This is a genomic window from Rhodanobacter sp. UC4451_H18 (assembly GCF_052978225.1).
In genome coordinates this window covers 1,472,596-1,489,494 of the sequence record NZ_CM129663.1, presented here as the reverse complement: position 1 = coordinate 1,489,494, position 16,899 = coordinate 1,472,596, and the positions used below count along the sequence as shown (strand labels likewise).

Annotated in this window: 14 protein-coding genes; 6 read left to right on the top strand and 8 right to left on the bottom strand. The window is 68.4% G+C overall.

What is annotated here, in order from left to right; genetic code table 11:
• Window positions 1-182 precede the first annotated feature (182 nt).
• On the top strand, window positions 183-1,202 hold the full coding sequence (locus ACVCMG_RS06925; RefSeq protein ID WP_447115198.1) for an energy transducer TonB: 1,020 nt from the start codon (window positions 183-185) through the stop codon (window positions 1,200-1,202).
• Between the two features lie 276 nt (window positions 1,203-1,478).
• Here ACVCMG_RS06925 and ACVCMG_RS06920 read toward each other — a convergent pair whose 3' ends face one another.
• A complete protein-coding gene (locus ACVCMG_RS06920; RefSeq protein WP_447115197.1) occupies window positions 1,479-2,759 on the bottom strand; it encodes a serine hydrolase domain-containing protein in 1,281 nt (426 codons plus the stop codon).
• 55 nt (window positions 2,760-2,814) lie between these two features.
• Here ACVCMG_RS06920 and ACVCMG_RS06915 point away from each other — a divergent pair, with 55 nt between their 5' ends.
• On the top strand, window positions 2,815-3,402 hold the full coding sequence (locus tag ACVCMG_RS06915; RefSeq protein WP_447097150.1) for a LemA family protein: 588 nt from the start codon (window positions 2,815-2,817) through the stop codon (window positions 3,400-3,402).
• 50 nt (window positions 3,403-3,452) lie between these two features.
• Window positions 3,453-5,330, top strand: coding sequence for a M48 family metallopeptidase (locus ACVCMG_RS06910; RefSeq protein ID WP_447115196.1), 1,878 nt, complete (start codon window positions 3,453-3,455; stop codon window positions 5,328-5,330).
• 109 nt (window positions 5,331-5,439) lie between these two features.
• On the opposite strand, the gene ACVCMG_RS06905 is transcribed toward ACVCMG_RS06910, so the two are convergent.
• Entirely contained in the window at window positions 5,440-7,062 is a 1,623-nt protein-coding gene (locus ACVCMG_RS06905) for a GMC family oxidoreductase (RefSeq protein ID WP_447115195.1), read from the bottom strand.
• A gap of 79 nt (window positions 7,063-7,141) precedes the next feature.
• On the opposite strand from ACVCMG_RS06905, the gene ACVCMG_RS06900 reads away from it, so the two are divergent.
• A complete protein-coding gene (locus ACVCMG_RS06900; protein ID WP_447107186.1) occupies window positions 7,142-8,407 on the top strand; it encodes an NTP/NDP exchange transporter in 1,266 nt (421 codons plus the stop codon).
• Window positions 8,408-8,443: 36 nt separating this feature from the next.
• Here ACVCMG_RS06900 and ACVCMG_RS06895 read toward each other — a convergent pair whose 3' ends face one another.
• A complete protein-coding gene (locus ACVCMG_RS06895; RefSeq protein WP_395116563.1) occupies window positions 8,444-8,872 on the bottom strand; it encodes a CBS domain-containing protein in 429 nt (142 codons plus the stop codon).
• Between the two features lie 84 nt (window positions 8,873-8,956).
• On the bottom strand, window positions 8,957-9,685 hold the full coding sequence (gene mtgA / locus ACVCMG_RS06890; RefSeq protein WP_447105641.1) for a monofunctional biosynthetic peptidoglycan transglycosylase: 729 nt from the start codon (window positions 9,683-9,685) through the stop codon (window positions 8,957-8,959).
• Between the two features lie 83 nt (window positions 9,686-9,768).
• Between mtgA and hslO the strand changes: the two genes are divergently transcribed.
• Complete coding sequence (gene hslO, locus ACVCMG_RS06885; RefSeq protein WP_395116567.1) at window positions 9,769-10,668, top strand: Hsp33 family molecular chaperone HslO; 900 nt, start codon at window positions 9,769-9,771, stop codon at window positions 10,666-10,668.
• Window positions 10,669-10,677: 9 nt separating this feature from the next.
• On the opposite strand, the gene ACVCMG_RS06880 is transcribed toward hslO, so the two are convergent.
• Window positions 10,678-13,578 (bottom strand): bifunctional diguanylate cyclase/phosphodiesterase, encoded by a 2,901-nt coding sequence (locus tag ACVCMG_RS06880; protein ID WP_395116569.1) that lies wholly within the window; start codon window positions 13,576-13,578, stop codon window positions 10,678-10,680.
• Window positions 13,579-13,853: 275 nt separating this feature from the next.
• On the opposite strand from ACVCMG_RS06880, the gene ACVCMG_RS06875 reads away from it, so the two are divergent.
• Complete coding sequence (locus ACVCMG_RS06875; protein WP_395116571.1) at window positions 13,854-14,774, top strand: hypothetical protein; 921 nt, start codon at window positions 13,854-13,856, stop codon at window positions 14,772-14,774.
• A 117-nt stretch (window positions 14,775-14,891) separates the two neighbouring features.
• Here the strand turns inward: ACVCMG_RS06875 and ACVCMG_RS06870 are convergent, their stop codons facing one another.
• The 3 genes from ACVCMG_RS06870 to ACVCMG_RS06860 are packed head-to-tail and all read right to left on the bottom strand — an operon-like array spanning window position 14,892 to window position 16,791.
• Window positions 14,892-15,800, bottom strand: coding sequence for a DUF4097 family beta strand repeat-containing protein (locus tag ACVCMG_RS06870; protein WP_395116573.1), 909 nt, complete (start codon window positions 15,798-15,800; stop codon window positions 14,892-14,894).
• 20 nt (window positions 15,801-15,820) lie between these two features.
• Window positions 15,821-16,249, bottom strand: a complete 429-nt coding sequence (locus ACVCMG_RS06865) for a hypothetical protein (RefSeq protein ID WP_395116575.1) — start codon at window positions 16,247-16,249, stop codon at window positions 15,821-15,823.
• A complete protein-coding gene (locus ACVCMG_RS06860; RefSeq protein ID WP_395116577.1) occupies window positions 16,246-16,791 on the bottom strand; it encodes an RNA polymerase sigma factor in 546 nt (181 codons plus the stop codon). The genes ACVCMG_RS06865 and ACVCMG_RS06860 overlap by 4 nt, the downstream gene beginning before the upstream one ends.
• Window positions 16,792-16,899: the final 108 nt, after the last annotated feature.

The following is a 16,899-nucleotide window of genomic DNA, read 5'->3' as shown; positions in this document are numbered from 1 at the left end:
GCGACCGTGTCGCCGCCCCTGCCATCTTCGCCGCGCCGACGCGCGCCCGCCCGGGGACGCGGCATTGCCGTGCTGCGCCATTGGAGTTACCTTCTGCACATCCGCGCCGCGGCGTATCCGGGGGATCGCCGCTCCTACAGGGGGAAAAAGCGCGGGTATCTGTCGACACTCAGTGAGAGACCATGGATACCCGATATTCACTTCAGACGCGCCGGCGCGCGCGTGGGGCCGTCCGGCCGACCTACATCGCGATCATTGCCGTCTTTGTGCTGCTGGCCATCGGCGCGTGGTTTCTCATCCTCAAGCCGCATCAGGAACTGATGCTGGCCGATTCGGGCGGGCATCCGTCGACGCCGGTCACCGCAGTGACGCGGGCGACGCCGCCGCCGGTCAACGTGGCGGGGATGGACATCAACCAGCTGGTGGATGAAGCGCGTTCGGCCATGGGCCAGCAGCGTTATCTGGCGCCGGCCGGCAACAACGCATTCGAGTTCTACTTGCGTGTGCTGGAGAAGGACCCGGGCAACAAGGTGGCCTCCGATGCGCTGCGCGAGACCTTCCCGTTCGCGGCCAACCAGGCCGAGCAGGCGATCAACTCGCGCGACTTCGGCGAAGCGCAGCGCGAGATCGATCTGCTCTCCAAGGCCGATCCGACCAACTTCACGCTGACCATCCTGCGCTCCAAGCTCGACGCCCAGCGCAAGACGCTGGATCAGCAACAGCAGCAAGCGCTGGATCAGCAGAAGGCTGCCGCGCTGGCGGCGCAGAAGGCCGCCGCCGACAAGGCCGCCGCCGAGCAGCTCGCGCAGCAGCAGGCAGCCCAGGCGGCCCAGCAACAGGCAGCGCAGACGACACAGGCCAAGCCGGCGCCAGGCACGGCGCCGTCGGGCAACAACGCCTCGACGGAGACGGCCGCAGCGGCGCCCACGGGCCAGACTTCCGAAGCAGTGCTGGTGAAGGCCATCGCCCCGCACTATCCACCTTCGGCCGTGCGTGCGCGGCAGCAAGGTTGGGTCGTGGTGGCGTTCCAGATCGACGCGGATGGCACCACCAGCGACATCAAGGTGGTCGACTCCGAGCCGCGGCGCGTCTTCGACCGGGCGGCCATGGAAGCCGTGGCGCGCTACCAGTTCACGCCGGCGATGAGAAATGGCGTGCCGGTGGCCAGCCAGCGTACGCAGCGGATCGAATTCAAGCTCTGAGAGGCGGCAAGCCTTTCAGCCTCGAAGCCGGGCGTCACACGCGCGAGCACAGCTCCTCCCCCTGCTTGCAGGGGGAGCTTGGCGACCGAGGGAAGTTCCCCGCGTGAGGGCAAAGTTCTTGTCCTTGTTGCTGGCCTGGTTGTAGTTCCTGGCCTGGTCGGAGCGACCCCATCCGGATTCTCCCCGGCGAGCATGAGAGGGACACAAGCTTCAGGACGTGAGTTGCCCTGCGCGGTCGGGCGCGTTCGACGCGATGCGCTGCCTGCCTGACGTGATTCAGTGCCGCCGGTGCGTCGCCTTGCGAACCTTCCTGCGCGGCGTGGCTTTCTTCGGCGGGCTCTCGATCTGCGCCCAGTCCACGTGCGGCAGGCCGAGCAGATCGTCGAACACCATCGGCATCAGGCCGCTGGGCGTCGGGCCGGTGGAGTTCCACAGGGTGACCACGCCGACGTTGTACTTCGGGAAGAAGCCGATCATGGTGCGATAACCGGCTACCGCACCGGCGTGATAGATCAGGGTTTCGCCGCCGTAGCGGTAGACGCGCCAGCCGAGCGCGTAGTGCGCGTCGGTCAGCCGCGCGCGGCGCCACGGGGAGGAGTGCAGTTCGCTGGGCGTGCTGACGCCGGGTGCGTGCAGCACGTCGAGCAGCGAGCCAGGCAGCACGTCCGGTCGCCCGCCCATCTGCGCGATCAGCCATTTCTCCATGTCGCGCAGGCTGGCGTTGACGCCGGCCGCCGGCGCCACGCGGTAGTAGGTTTCGTTCGGTTCGAACGGTACCCAGCCGTGGCGCGACGCATGGTGTGGACGCGCCCAGCTCTTGCTCGACTCCAGTCCGGCGCGACCGTAGGTGGCCGTGGTCATGCCCAACGGGTAGAACAGGCGTTTGTCGACCAGGTGGTAAAAGAAGTCGCCGGTGCGCGCGAGCACCACGTCGCCGATCATGCTGAAGGCCACGTTCTGGTAGCCGTAGCATTGGCCGACGCCGCAGGTCATGTCCACCTCGTCCAGCTTGCGCACCAGTTCCTGGTAGGGAATGTCACCCTCGAGCATGTTGTCGAAGGTGTTGCGCGGCAGGCCGATCTTCTGCCCGAGAATGTCGCTGACCGTGGCCTGGTCAGCCTCCTGCATGTTCTTGAGCTTGAAGTAGGGCAGCACGTCGATCAGGCGGGTGTCCCAATCGAGCTTGCCGTCGTCCACCAGCAGGCCGGTGATCGCGGTGGCGAAGGCCTTGGACAGCGAGGCCAGTCGGAACACCGTGGTCGGCGTCACCGGTTCGCGCGTGGCGGCATCGGCGTAGCCGACGGTGCCTTCGAACACCACTTTGTCGTCGACCACCACGGCGGTGACCAGGCCGGCGACGGCGTCGCGCTGGCCCAGCAGATTGAGCCACCGCTTGTAGTCGTCCAGGGTTTTCCGGATGCGTGCCGGCGGCAGCGTCGTCGTGCCCGCCGATGGCGCCGGCGCGGTGGCGGGCATGGCGGTGAGCGGGCGGCAGAAGAGCGCGCAGGACAGGCCGAGGCCGCCGGCGATCAGGAGGAAGATCTTGCGAAACGGCATGGTATTCTGGCGGTGTTCCGGCGTGGGGATACGCCTCTGGGTGGAGAACTTGTCGATGGGCCTGATCATTTTTCTGGTTGTCGTCGTCCTGATTGTCTTGTACTTCGTGGCGATCTACAACGGACTGGTTACCTCGCGCAACAGCTACAAGAACGCCTTCGCGCAGATCGACGTGCAGTTGACCCGCCGGCACGACCTGATCCCGAACCTGGTCGAGACCGCCAAGGGCTATCTCGCGCACGAGCGCGGCACGCTCGAGGCGGTGGTGCAAGCTCGCAATGCGGCGGTCAACGGCCTGGCCGGCGCCAAGGCCAATCCCGGCGATCCGGCGGCGATGCAGCAACTGGCCAGCAGCGAGAACGCGCTGACCCAGACCCTGGGCCATCTGTTCGCCTTGCAGGAGGCCTATCCGGACCTGAAGGCCAACCAGACCATGATGCAACTCTCCGAGGAACTCACCTCGACGGAGAACCGCGTGGCGTTCGCGCGACAGGCGTACAACGATTCGGTGCTGACCTACAACAACAAGCGCGAGGTGTTCCCCGCGTCGTTCGTGGCCAACAGCTTCGGGTTTGCCGCCGCCGAGCCGCTGAAGATCGAAGACCCCGCCGTGCGCGAAGTGCCGAAGGTGTCGTTCAGCTGATCGTCGCGGCATCGCGGCCGCGACGCCGCTGACCGTCCGTCGGAGCCTCCATGGATTTCTTCGCCCAACAGGCGCGCGTGCGCGGCAGCAGCCGGCGGCTGGTGATCCTGTTCGTGCTGGCGGTGATCGCCATCGTGGCGGCGATCGACGCGGTGGTCTGGTTTGCGCTGGGCCAGCATCCGGCGCCCGGTGAGCCGCCCGCGTCCAACCTGAACCTGCTGCTGGGCAGCAGCGTGATCGTGCTGGCCGGCATCGGGCTCAGTTCGCTGTTCCGCATCATGAGCCTGTCGGGTGGCGGCAAGAGCGTGGCCGAAAGCATGGGCGCGACGGTGGTGCCGCCGGACACGTCTGATCCCGCGCTGCGCCGGCTGCGCAACGTGATCGAGGAAGTGGCCATCGCCGCCGGCGTGCCGGTGCCGGACATCTACCTGATGGCCGACGAGCCGGGCATCAACGCCTTCGCTGCCGGCTACTCCGCCTCCGATGCGGCGGTGTGCGTGACGCAGGGTTGCCTGGACAACCTCACGCGTGACGAACTGCAGGGCGTGATCGCGCACGAGTTCAGCCACGTGCTCAATGGCGACATGCGGCTGAACATCCGCCTGATGGGCTTGCTGTTCGGCATCCTGGTATTGGCGGTCGTGGGGCGCCGGGTGATCTGGTTCGGCGGTGGCCGCAGCAATCGCCGCGGTGGCGGACAGGTGTGGATGATCGGCCTGGCGCTGATCGTGGTCGGCTACATCGGCTATTTCTTCGGGCGGCTGATCCAGGCCGCGGTGGCGCGCTCGCGCGAGTCGCTGGCCGACGCATCGGCCGTGCAGTTCACCCGCCAGGCCGACGGCATCGCCGGCGCGCTGAAAAAGATCGCGATCCTCAGCGAGGGTTCGCAACTGCAGGCAGCCAACAAGCAGGAGGTGGCGCACATGCTGTTCGGCGAGGCCGGCAGTTTCAACGCGCTGTTCGCCACCCATCCGCCGCTGCTCGAGCGCATCCGCGCGCTGGAACCCGGCTTCAAGGAGGTCGACCTGGCGCGCATGGCGGCGGGGATGCAGCGCGAAGCGGCGTCGCCGCCGGCGAGCGCACCGACCGCCGCCTCGGGCGTGCCGGGGTTGTCGTTGCCGCCGGTGCTGGCCGGCGTGCTGGCCGGCGGCGTGGCGGCGGCTGCTCCGGCCTTCCGGCGTGCCGCGGCCGTGCAGCAGGCGATGCCGGCGAGTTTGAACGATGCCGTGCAGCAGCCGGAATCCGCGCTCGCGGTGATGCTGGCGCTGGCGCTGTCACCAGCGGCCGAGTTGCAGCCCGCGCAGCGCCGGATCGTCGCCGATGCGTTCGGCGATGACGTGCAGCGCGCCGTGCAGGCGCAGGCTTCCGCCGTGGCCGCACTGGCGCCGATCGCCCGCCTGCCGCTGGTTTCGCTGGCGTTTCCCGCGCTCAGGCAATTGCCCGACGGGCGCCAGCAGACCCTGGTGCGCACGCTCGACGATCTGGTCAAGGTGGATGGCCGTGTCGACATCAACGAGTACTGCCTGGCGCGGCTGCTGCGCATTCAGCTGAGCGAGGCACGCGCGCCGCGCAGCGCGCCGGTCGATGGCGTGAAGAAACTGCCGGCCGCGCGTGACAGCGTGATCCTGGTGTGCACCGTTGTCGCCGCAGCCGGCTGCTCGGACGAGGCCGGCGCAAGGCGCGCGTGGCTGTTCGCGATGCAGCAGGCGTTTCCCGGCGAGGCGATCGAGTGGGTGCCGCCACCGGCGGCCTGGCAGGCGTCGTTCGAGCGCGCGCTGGACGATCTGGACGGCCTGAGCCCGATGGCCAAGGAACTGGTGATCCAGGCCTTGCTGCGCGCGATCCATGCCGACGGCCAGATCAGCGTGGAGGAGGCGGAACTGCTGCGGGTGATCTGCGCCAGCCTGCATTGCCCGCTGCCGTTGTAGGGACGCGCCGATGCGCGCGATGCCCGTTGCCTTTGCAGGAGCGCACTTGTGCGCGATGCTTTCGGTCACGTGACGGAAAGCATCGCGCACAAGTGCGCTCCTGCAGTGCTCAGCGGAGGATCAACGCGCTGGCGCGCTCGGCGATCATGATGGTGGGTGCGTTGGTGTTGCCGGTCGGCAGGGTGGGCATCACCGAGGCGTCGACCACGCGCAACCCATCCACGCCGCGCACGCGCAGCTCGCTGTCGACCACGGCGCGATCGTCCTTGCCCATGCGGCAGGTACCGACCGGGTGGTAGATGGTTTCGGCCTTGCGCCGGATGAAGTCGGCGTATTCCTCGTCGGTGTGGATGCGTCGCTCGGGGAACACCGGCGCGCCGCGGTGCGCGGCGAACGCCGGCTGGTCGAGGATCTCGCGCGACAGCCGTGCTGCCTCGATCATCATTTTCAGATCGTGGCCTTCCGCGTCGCCGAGGTAGTTGGCGTGGATCGCGATCGGTTGTGCGGGATCGGCCGAGTGCAGGCGCAGTCGGCCGCGGCTGCGCGGGTGCAGATGGCATGCATGCAACGTGTAGCCGTAGCCGGGCAGGCGGTGGCGGCCATGGTCGTCGAGCAACGCCGGCACGAAATGGAACTGCAGGTCGCAGCGCGCGTCGACGGCGAAGCGGCTGCGCACGAAGCCGCCGGCCTCGGCCACGTTGGAGCTGCCCGGTCCGTCGCGGTGGCGCAGCCAGCGCCAGCCGGCGGACAGTTCGTTGAGATGGTCGTAGCTGAGCTTGCCGGGGTTGCCGTCCAGCGTGCAGATATCCAGGTGATCCTGCAGGTTGGCACCGACGCCGGGCAGGTCGGCGTGCACCGCGATGCCGTGCTCGCGCAGGTGATCGGCGGGGCCGACGCCGGACAGCATCAGCAGCTGCGGCGAATTGATCGCACCGGCGGCCAGGATCACCTCGCCAGCTTCGATCCGCTCCGCTTCGTGCCGGCCCTGGCGCAGTTGCACGCCGACCGCGCGTCCATGGTCCAGCAGCACGCGCTCGACCAGCACGCCGGTACGCACATGCAGGTTCGTCCGCTGGCGCACCGGTTTCAGGAACGCCGCGGCACTCGAGCAGCGCGCGCCGTTGCGCTGGGTCACCTGGTACAGGCCGAAGCCGGCCAACTGCTCGCCGTTGAAGTCGTCGTTGCGCGGATAGCCGGCGCTGCTCGCCGCATCGATCAGCGCGATGGACAACTCGTTGCGATGGCGCAGATCGGACACCCCCAGCGGGCCGCCGCTTCCGTGCAACTCGCTGGCGCCGCGGCTGTTGTCCTCGCTGCGCAGGAACCATGGCAGCACCTCGCGCCACGACCAGCGCGGATCGCCGCTGGCTTCGGCCCAGCCGTCGTAGTCGGCTGCCACGCCGCGGATGTAGCACATCGCATTGATCGAACTGGAACCGCCGAGGGTCTTGCCGCGCGGCCACCACAAGCGGCGCTGGTTGAGCGCGGGCTCCGGTTCGGTGCGGTAGTTCCAGTTCAAGGCGCGGTTGTTGGCCAGCCGCGCGATGCCTGCCGGCATGTGGATCAGCGGGTGCCAGTCCGTCGGCCCGGCTTCCAGCAGCAGCACGCGCTTGCCCGGGTCGGCGCTGAGCCGGTTGGCCAGCACGCAACCGGCCGAACCGGCGCCGGCGATGATGAAGTCGTAATGGTCCAAGTCTTCCCCCTGCGCCTGCCTGGCGATGCGCGATCGCATGCTAGGCTTGCCGCGCCCCACGCTGGATGTGCCCGTGAGTTTGCCCCGCCAAGCCGTTGTGGAACAAGCCGCCGCGCCGCTGCTGTCCGCGCTGGCGTTCTTCTTCGTGATGACGTCGTATTACATCATCCGGCCAGTCAGGGACCAGCTGAGCGGCGCCGTGGGTTCGCAGTCGCTGCCGCTTTTCTACGGCGCGGTGCTCGTGGTGATGCTGCTGATCACGCCGGTGTTCGGCATGCTGGTGGCGCGCTTCCGCCGCCGTTCGCTGCTGGTGTGGAGCTACAGCTTCTTCATCGCCTGCCTGCTCGCGTTCGTGCCCGCGTTCATGGCGCAGGCGCAGATCGGCGCGCGCACGTTGGGCGTGGTGTTCTTCGTCTGGGTCAGCGTGTTCAACCTGTTCGTGGTGTCGCTGTTCTGGAGCTTCATGGCCGACATCTTCTCCAGCGGCCGGGCGCGCCGGGTGTTTTCGTTGATCGCACTGGGCGGCATGTTGGGCGCCATCTTCGGGCCGCTGGTGACCAAGCTGCTGGTGCACCTGGTGGGCGTGGCGCCCCTGCTGGTGGTTTCGTCGCTGTCGCTGGCATTGGCGCTGGGCCTGCTGCTGCACCTTTCCGCCACCCACGACAGCCAGCCCGGCAGCAGCGGCAACGAGGTGATCGGCGGTTCCTTGTGGGCCGGCCTGCGGCAGCTCTGGTCGCGGCCTTTCTTGCGTTACATGGCGTTGCTGATGCTGTTCGGCGACGGCATCGGCACGCTGGCCTACGCGCTGGTGGCCGACTACGCGAAGGCCCATTTCGCCGACGCGGTGGCGCGCACGGCCTTCTACAACAATCTCGATCTCGCCACCAACCTGCTCGGTATGGGGCTGCAGTTGAGCGTGACGCCGTGGTTGCTGATCCGCCGCGGTGCCGGCTGGGGCCTGGTGCTGCCGTCGCTGGTCAACCTGTTGCTGCTGGGCGCGGTGGCCCTGATCGGCAGCGGCAGTGTTTCCTTCTTCGGCTACAGCGTTCCGTTGCTGCTGGCCGTGATGCTGGTGATCACGCGCGGCTTTGCCTACGGCATGACCAAGCCCGCGGTGGATGCGCTGTACACGCGGGTGCCGCGCGAGATGCGCTACAAGGGCAAGAATTTCGTCGAGACGGCGGTATGGCGTTTCGGCGACCTCGTGGTGACCAGCGCGGTCAACGGCCTGCGCGCAGTGGGCCTGGGCGTGGGCGGACTGGCGCTGGCCGGTGCCGGCGTGGCCGCGCTGGCTACCATGGTGGCGCGCCGTGCCGGCTGGTCGCCGGATCTGGCCCCGGATGGCCGCGTGGCCGCGGACAGGGAAGCGAAAGCACCGACTTGAGGCGATGCTTCGCGAAATGGACCCGGAACGCGGACCTCAGCCCGTGATATAGCGCTCCAGATGCTCGATCTGCTCGGCCTGCGCGTCGATCACCGCCTTGACCAGATCGCCGATCGAGATCACGCCGACCAGCTTGCCGTCCTCGACCACCGGCAGGTGGCGGATGCGACGGTCGGTGCACAGGCGCATGCAGTCGAACACGTCGGTGTCCGGGCCGACCGTGATCGGCGTGCCGGACATGATGTCCGACACGGCGGTCTGCGAGGAGGACTTGCCCTGCAGGATCACCTTGCGCGCGTAATCGCGTTCGGAGACCACGCCGACCAGTTCGCCGTTGGCCAGCACCAGCAACGCGCCGATGCGGTGTTCGGCCATCTGCTTGATCGCCTCCAGCACCGGGGCATCGGGTGCCACGCTGAAGATGGTGCTGCCCTTGGTTTGCAGCAGGTGCCTGACTTGACTCATCTCGGGTCTCCTGGCGGTGGCCTTCGGTTGTCCGGGTCGAGTCTATCGCGCGGCGGCGTTGGCGTGTAGTGACGGGCCTTGGCGCTATTTCGGCGGCGGCGCGTCGAGGTAGTCCGGTCCGCCCAGTTGCTGCATCTGCTGCTCGATCCATGCGGTGCGGCGCTGCACGTACGCGCTCGGGCGGTCGACGTGCAGCCGGCGCGGGCTGGGCAGCACCGCCGCCAGGCGTGCGGCCTGCGCCGGCCCCAGGCGCGTGGGCGAGGTATGGTAGTAAGCCTCGCTGGCCGCGCCCACGCCGTAGATGCCGTTGCCCAGCTCGGCGATGTTCATGTACACCTCGAGGATGCGCCGCTTCGGCCAGGTCAGCTCGATCAGCACGGTGAAGTACGCCTCCAGTCCCTTGCGCACGAAGCTGCGGCCGTTCCACAGGAACAGGTTCTTGGCGGTCTGCTGGCTGATCGTGCTGGCGCCGCGCAGGCGCTTGCCGTCGTCGGCCGCGTCGATCGCCTTGTTGATGGAGTCGAAATCGAAACCGTGGTGGTAGGGAAACTTCTGGTCCTCGCCGGCCACCATCGCCAGCGGCACCCAGGGCGAGACCCGCTTCCACGGCACCCAGTGCTGGCGCAGGCGGAAACTCATGTCCCCGTGCAGCCATGCGCCGACCTGGCGCTCGACCATCACCGCCGAGGTCAGCGGCGGCACGAAGCGCAGGATCAGCACCGCCAGCCAGGTCGATCCCAGCCACGCCATGGCGAGAATGCCCAGCCAGCGAAGCAGCTTGCGCCATCGGAGTCGGCGTGACGGTGAAGACATGGCTGCAGTATACGAGGCGTTGTGCCGGTGCCGTGCCGACCCCATCTGTGCCGTTTCCCTGCCTGCCTCCGCGAGAACCGATCATGCCCGTGCCGTCCGACGACGACGTGATGTACCGCTTCCTGCTGCCGCGTGCCGGCGTGCGCGGCGCGCTGGTGCGCCTGGGCGCGTCATGGCGCGAGGTGGCGGGCCGTGCCGACTATCCGACGGCGTTGCGGGCGCTGCTGGGCGAGACGCTGGTGGCCAGCGCGCTGCTCACCGGCAACATCAAGCTCGATGGCGCGTTGTCGATCGAATTGAAGAGCGCGTCCGCACTGCGCCTGCTGTTCGCCGAGTGCGACGACGCCGGACGTCTGCGCGGGCTGGCACGCTGGCGCGAGCCGTTGCCCCAGCCGCTGGCGCTGAACGACCTGGCCGAGGCGATCATGGCAATCACCATGGGCAACGTCGAGCGCGGCCAGCGTTACCAGGGCCTGGTCGAACTGCGCGACGCCGGCCTGGCCGCGTCGCTGGAGAACTACTTCCGGCAGTCCGAACAGTTGCCCGCGCGATTCCTGCTGGCCAGCGATGCGACGCAGGCGGTCGGCCTGATGCTGCAGAAGATGCCTGACGAGGGCGGCCACGCCGCGGACATCGACGAGGACGCCTGGAACCGCGTGCTGCAGCTGACCGCGACGCTGGGCGTCGACGAGCTGCTGGCCACCCCGGCCGAGCCGCTGCTGTTTCGCCTGTACCACGAGGAGTCCGCGCGCCTGCTCGAAAGGCGCGCGCTGGCGTTCGGTTGCAGCTGCAGCCGCGAACGGGTCAGCGCCATGCTGCGTTCGCTCGGGCGCGACGAAGTGGAGGCCGCGCTGGCCGCGCGTGACGGCGAGATCGAGGTGGTCTGCGAGTTCTGCGCGCAGCGCTATGCGTTCGACCGCATCGACGCCGAGCACCTGCTGAGCGACAGCGCCGCCCCCGGCGCGCCGGGCACGGCGCAGTAGGGACTCCGCTCAGGCCGGCAGCAGCGGGCTGTTGGCGGCCAGCCAGGTGCTGGCCGGCTGCGGCGAGGCGAACAGGAAACCCTGGCCGTAGCGGCAGCCCACCCGCAGCAGCGCCTGGCGCTGCGACTCCTGCTCGATGCCCTCGGCGATCACCTTCATGTGCAGCGAATCGGCCAGCACCTGGATGGCGCGCACCAGGGCCAGGCCCTGGGTGTCGCTGTCGTCCGGCGGCAGCTCGACGATGAAGGAGCGGTCGATCTTCAGGCTCTCGAACGGGTACTGGTGGAGATAGCTCAGCGAGGAATAGCCGGTGCCGAAATCGTCCAGCGCGATGCCCACGCCGTGGTTGCGCAGGTTTTTCAGGATGCGCTTCACCTGGGTGGGGTTTTCCAGCAGCGCATGCTCGGTGACTTCGATGCGGATGCAGTGGCTGGGCACGGCGTACTGGTCGAACAGCGCGAGCAGGCGCTGGTCGAGGTCGACCGAACGGAAGTGCCGCCCGGACACGTTGATGCTTATGAAACCCTCGGTGCCGATCAGGCGCACCGCCTGGATGCACACCTGCTCGAAGATCTGCCAGTCGATCGCCTCGGCGCAGCCGCATTCCTCGGCGATCAGCAGGAAGTCGTGCGGCGGCAGCAGGCCGCGCTGCGGATGGTGCCAGCGCAGCAGCGCCTCGTAGCCGACGATGCGGCCGTCGGAGAGCTCGACGATCGGCTGGTAGTACGGTTCGAACTCGTTGCGGCCCAGCGCGTGACGCAGGTCGCTCTCCATGTCCAGCAGGGACAGTGCCTCGCGGCGCAGGCGGTCGTCGAACATCGCCGCGCGATGGCGGCCACCGTCCTTGGCGTTGTACATCGCCGCGTCGGCGTCGCGCAGCAGTTCCTCCGGCTGGCGATAGTGCGGGGCGGCAAGCGCGATGCCGATCGAGGCGGAGGTGAAGATCTCCTTGGTGCCCAGCCGGAACGGCGTCTGCAGCTCGTGGATGATGCGTTCGGCGATCAGCGAGGCCTTGTCGGTCTCGGTAATGCCCTCCAGCAGCACGGCAAACTCGTCCCCGCCGAGCCGCGCGACCACGTCGCGGGTCTTCAGGCAGGCGCGGATGCGGCCGCCGACCTGGAACAGCAGGTCGTCGCCGATCAGATGGCCGACCGAGTCGTTGATGACCTTGAAGCGGTCCAGGTCGATGAACAGCACCGCGAACCGCTCGTCACGGTTGGCCGCGTAGCGCTGCATCGCCTGTTCCAGCCGCTGCAGCAGCAAGGTGCGATTGGGCAGGCCGGTAAGCGAGTCGTGCAGGGTCTCGTACTTCAGCCGGCGCTCGACCCGCTCGCGTTCGGCGATCTGTTCGCGCAGGTCGCGGTTGGCCAGCGCCAGCGCGCGGGTGCGCTCGGTGACGCGGCGCTCGAGCCCGGCGTTGGCCTGCTTGAGCGAATGGGCCGCCTGCTTGCGCTGCAGCGCGTTGGCCACGTGGTAGCTGACGAAGGTCAGCAGCTCCTGGTCGCGCTCGCTGTAGTTGTGCGCCGGCGAATAGCTCTGCAGGGTAAGCACGCCCTTGGCCTTGCCGCCCCAGATCAGCGGCACGCCCAGCCAGCACACCGATGGCGCGCCGAAGTGGGCGATCTCGCCTGCGGCGTGCAGCTTGTCGATCAGCTCGGGGGTAGCCAGCAGCGGGCGGGCGGTGCGCAATACGTACTCGGTGGCGCCGCGGCCGTGCACGCGCGCCGGGCGCACGCGATCGACCTCGTCGACCGAATAGGGGAACGTCAGCTGGTCGGTCTCCTCGTCCAGCAGCGCGATGTAGAAGTTGCGCGCGTACAGCAGGCCGCTGATGACCTGGTGCACGGCGGCGTAGAACTTGTCCAGGCTTTCCGAGGTGCTGGCCAGTTCGGCGATGCGAAACAGTGCCGCCTGCAGGCGCTCGCCGCGCTGGCGCTGCAGCACCTGCTGGCGCAGCACGCGATTGGCCTCGCGCAGCGCCGCGGTGCGGTCGGTGACGCGGCGGCCCAGCTCCAGGTGCGCCTCGCGCCGTTCCAGCGCGGTCTGCACGTGTTGCGCCACGTAGTTGAGCAGCTCCATGTCGTGCCGCGAGTAATGCGTGTCCGAGCGGTAGCTCTGCACCACGATGCCGCCCGCCACGTGCCCGTCGCGCAGCATGGGCACGCCCAGCCAGTCCTCGCAGCGCGCGCCGAACAGGCGGAAACGATCGCCGATCTGCTGTACCAGGTCGTCGAGCGAACCCATCATCGGACGCCCTTGGCGCAGCAGGTTCCAGGTCAGGCTGTATTCCATCTCCTGCAGCGGCATCGGCTGGTTGAGCACGGGAAGGTCGGTGTCGACGATGTCCACGCAGTAGGTGAAGCGGATCTGGTCGGTGGCCGGGTCGTACAGCACGATGTAGAAGTTTTCCGCGTACATCAGGCTGCTGACGATCGCGTGCAGCGAGCGCATCATCTGCGGCATGTCGTGCTCGGCGCTGGCCTGGTCGGCGATTGCGTACAGCGCGCGCTGCAGGCGTTCGGCCAGCGCCAGACGGGAGATCGCCTCGTACAGGCGGCTGGTCTCGGCCAGCTGGCGCAGGCGGATGTCCGCCAGGCGGCCCAGCCATAGCAGCGAGTCGCGCGCAGCGGGAGGCGGCGGGGTCTCGTCCCATGTCATCGACAAGGTGCGCGTGGCCTGCGGGTCTTCGGCCAGGTCCAGCCATTTCTCGTCGGGGGCGCCATCCTCGTCGCGGGCGCGCCAGTGCAGGCGGCCGCGGATGCCGAGCTGGTCCAGCATCAGCTCGCAGATTTCCATCACCCCGGTGGCGTCGACTGCCTCGAACAGGCGTTCCACGGCGCCGTTCAGGGTCGCGACATCCCGGGCCGCGTGCGGCGGCTGGGAGGGTCGGATCGTCGGGCTGGCGCTCATGGCTGGTGGTCGATTCCGGAACGATTTGACGCGTCGACGTCAAAAGGCCTTTATACAGGGTGGGCCGCCGCTCCTGCCAGCGGGATCATAGCGGGAACCTGGCCCGGTCGAACGGGTCAAAGCTTGACACAGCAACCCATGCAACTGTGCGCTGGGGCGGGTTTTGGGCTGTTAGCAAAACGTAAAATGCGCTACCATCCCGATCGCACGACATCATCAATGCGAGCCGTGTTCGGATGATGGTTCCATCAGTCTTGGAGTTTCGTTCAAAAGCCATGCGTCGCCTGCCTGCCATGCTGTCGATTTTCCTGCTGCCGCTTGCGGCCGCCGGGCAATCCGTGGGCGGCGATGCGGCGCAGGCCGCGCAGTTGCTGGCGCAGCCGCAGAACGGGGCGCAGTTGACGAATGCCGACCCGGCCAGTTCCGGCGTGAACGTCCCGTTGTGGCGTGACAGCCATGGCCGCATGCTGATGCTCAAGGCCGATCGCGGCACCACGAACGACTCCGCCACGTCCCTGTATTCGCCGCTGTTGCTGCAGCCGCTCGATGCCGGCAACGCAATGGCCGCCGGCCTGCAGTACGGCGTCGGCCCGTTGCAGGCGCATGCGCAGGTCAGCCAGCGCTCGTGGCTCAACCACGGCACGCGGGTGTTCGGCAGCGAAGTGGGTGCCACCTACGACGCCGGCGATTACAGCGTCGGCGTGAGCGTGGGCGCCACCAGCACGCCCCACCGCAATGCGCCGCTGCCGCGCGTGCTGCCGGGTGCGGCGCCGGGCGGCCTGTACAGTTTCGACAGCAGCAACCAGCTCAATGCACGGGGCCGGCTGGCCCTGGGCAAGCAGACCGGCATCGACCTCGGCGCCAGCGTGGGCCGTGTGCACCTGCTGCCGGGCAACCTGCTGGGTGTCAACGTGCTCGACCAGAAGGCGCTGAGTTTCGGCGTCGACCACGGCCCGTTGAGCGGCATGCTCACCGGTCGCACCATGCAGCCCGAAGCCGGCGTGCCCGGCAGCCTGTACGGCGACCGGCGTTGGAACAGCATCGACCTGGGCGTGACCTGGCGCCTGCCGTGGCGCGGCTCGTTGAGCGTCGGCGCGCAGAACCTGTGGTCGTCCGGCACGCCGGCGAACACGCCGGTCGGCCCGGAGCCGGACCAGTCGCGCACGCCTTACGTGCAATATCACCAGGATCTCTGAGGCAGGAGTGAGCGCTCTGAGGCAGGAGTGAGCGGAGAGGAGTGAGAAACGAGAGAAATGCGCGCAAGCTGCAGCTCTTCTCTCACTTCTCACTTCTCACTTCTCACTCCTATCCGCTCACTCCTGCTTCTTGACGCGCAGGTCGCCGCTGAAGGTCTCGAGGTGGATCTTGCCGTCGCCGGCGCCGATGCTCGTGTCGAGCGAACTGCCGGGGCCGCGCTCGGCTTCGATCGGCTTGCCGAAGTCGCTGCGCAGGTCGCCGCTGAAACTGCTGGCGTGCAGCTTGGCCGAGGTGTCGGCCGGCAGGCGCAACTGCACATCGCCGCTCATGCTGTCGATGTCGATGCTGCCGCCGGCGGCCAGCTTGCCGGACAGCTGCACGTCGCCGGAGACGGTGCTCAGGGTGAGCGTCTGCCACGGCCCGCCGCCGGCCTGGATGTGGCCGGAGATGGTTTCCAGCTTGGCCGTGCGGCCCAGGGCCGGGGCCAGGATCTCGCCGCTCACGGTTTGCAGTGCGGCCTTGTCGGCCTGTCCGGAAAGCTCGATGCCGCCGCTGACACTGTCGACGTCCAGCGCAGGCGTGTTCGCGTGGATGCGGGCGTTGCCGCTGATCGTGTTGACCTTGATGTCGCCGCCGGCAAGGCCGTCGATCACCAGCGGCGCGCTGATCACCTTGACGTCCAGCGACGCGCCGCGCGGCACGTGCAGTTCCAGCGTGGTGGGCGCCATGCGGCTGTCGCCGCCGAAGTTGAACCAGCCCGAGCCCGAACCGCCGCGCGGTTCGACCTTGATCGACAGCCGGTCGTTGTCGCCGGTGATCTGCAGCGGTTTGGCGCCGTCGCCGAGTTCGCCGCCGACCTGGACTTCGTTGCGATCCCAGGCGGTGACATTCACCGAGCCGGCGATATTGCTGATGCTGATCCGCGTATCGGCGCTGGCGGCGTGCTGCAGTTGGATCGGCGTGCCGGCCAGTGCATCGCCGATGCACAGGCACAACAGCAGGGGCAGGCAGTGGGCGGTTTTCATGGGTTCTCCTCGGATGGTCATCAGCCGGCGCGGTCGGCCAGCTGGCGCAATTGCGCCTGTTGTCGTTCGGTGTGGCGCAGGAGCCGTTGCAGTGCCGCGGAATCCGGTGCCTGTTCGATCGCCAGCTGCAGTTCGAGGCGAGCGGCGTCCAGTTCGATGGCGGCGCCGGCCAGGCGCGGATCGGCGGGCTTCCAGCTGGCCTGGCGGGTCGTGCCGGCCGATTCGGCAGGTGCGGTGGGTGTGAACCACTGATGCCAAGCCATACCCACGACCAGCAGCAGCGATGCCGCCACGGCAGCGCCCGCCAGCATGCGCCGCCATGTCGCCCGGGCGGGCGGATCGGCGACGGCCTGGTCCAGCGCCGCGTCGATCGCCGGCCACAGGTCGCGGCGCGGCACATGCGGTTGCTGCAGCTCGCGCATCTGGCGGCGCCATTCGAATTCGTTCATGCGTTTTCTCCCAGCGTCTTGCGCAGCAGCTGGCGTGCGCGATGCAGTTGAGCCTTCGAGGTGCCCACCGCCATGCCCAGTTCGTCGCCGATGTCCTCGTGCCGCCAGCCTTCGATGTCGTGCAGTACCAGTACGGCGCGGGCGCGCGGCGGCAGCCTGCCGATGGCTTGTTCCAGTTCGTGTCGCTCGGCCGCGCAGAACGGCGTCTCGCCACTGTCCGGCAGGTGCTCGTCGTCCACTACGCGCACCGGATCGGCGCCGCGCGCGCGGATGTCCATCAGCGCCACGTTGACCGCCAGGCGATACAGCCAGGTGCCGAAGGAGCTTTCGTGGCGGAAGCCGGGCAATTTCTGCCAGGCGCGGATGAAGGCGTCCTGGGTGAGATCCTCCGCCCGCGCGTGGTCGTAGCCGGCCAGCCGGTGCAGCGCGCCGTAGACGCGGCCGACGTGCAGCGCGTACAGGCGCTGGAAGGCGCGACGGTCGCCCGCGGCTGCGGCGCGCACGTCGTCGCCGTCATGCGCGGCGCTGGAGACAGGCGGCATCAGGCTTCCGGAGGCAGGGCAGGCGGCGATCATCTTGCCAGCTTGGATGCCGCGGGGTGCGAAAGGGTTTGAAGCGGACGGGCCGCGCGGGCCCGTCCTTCGGGAGCG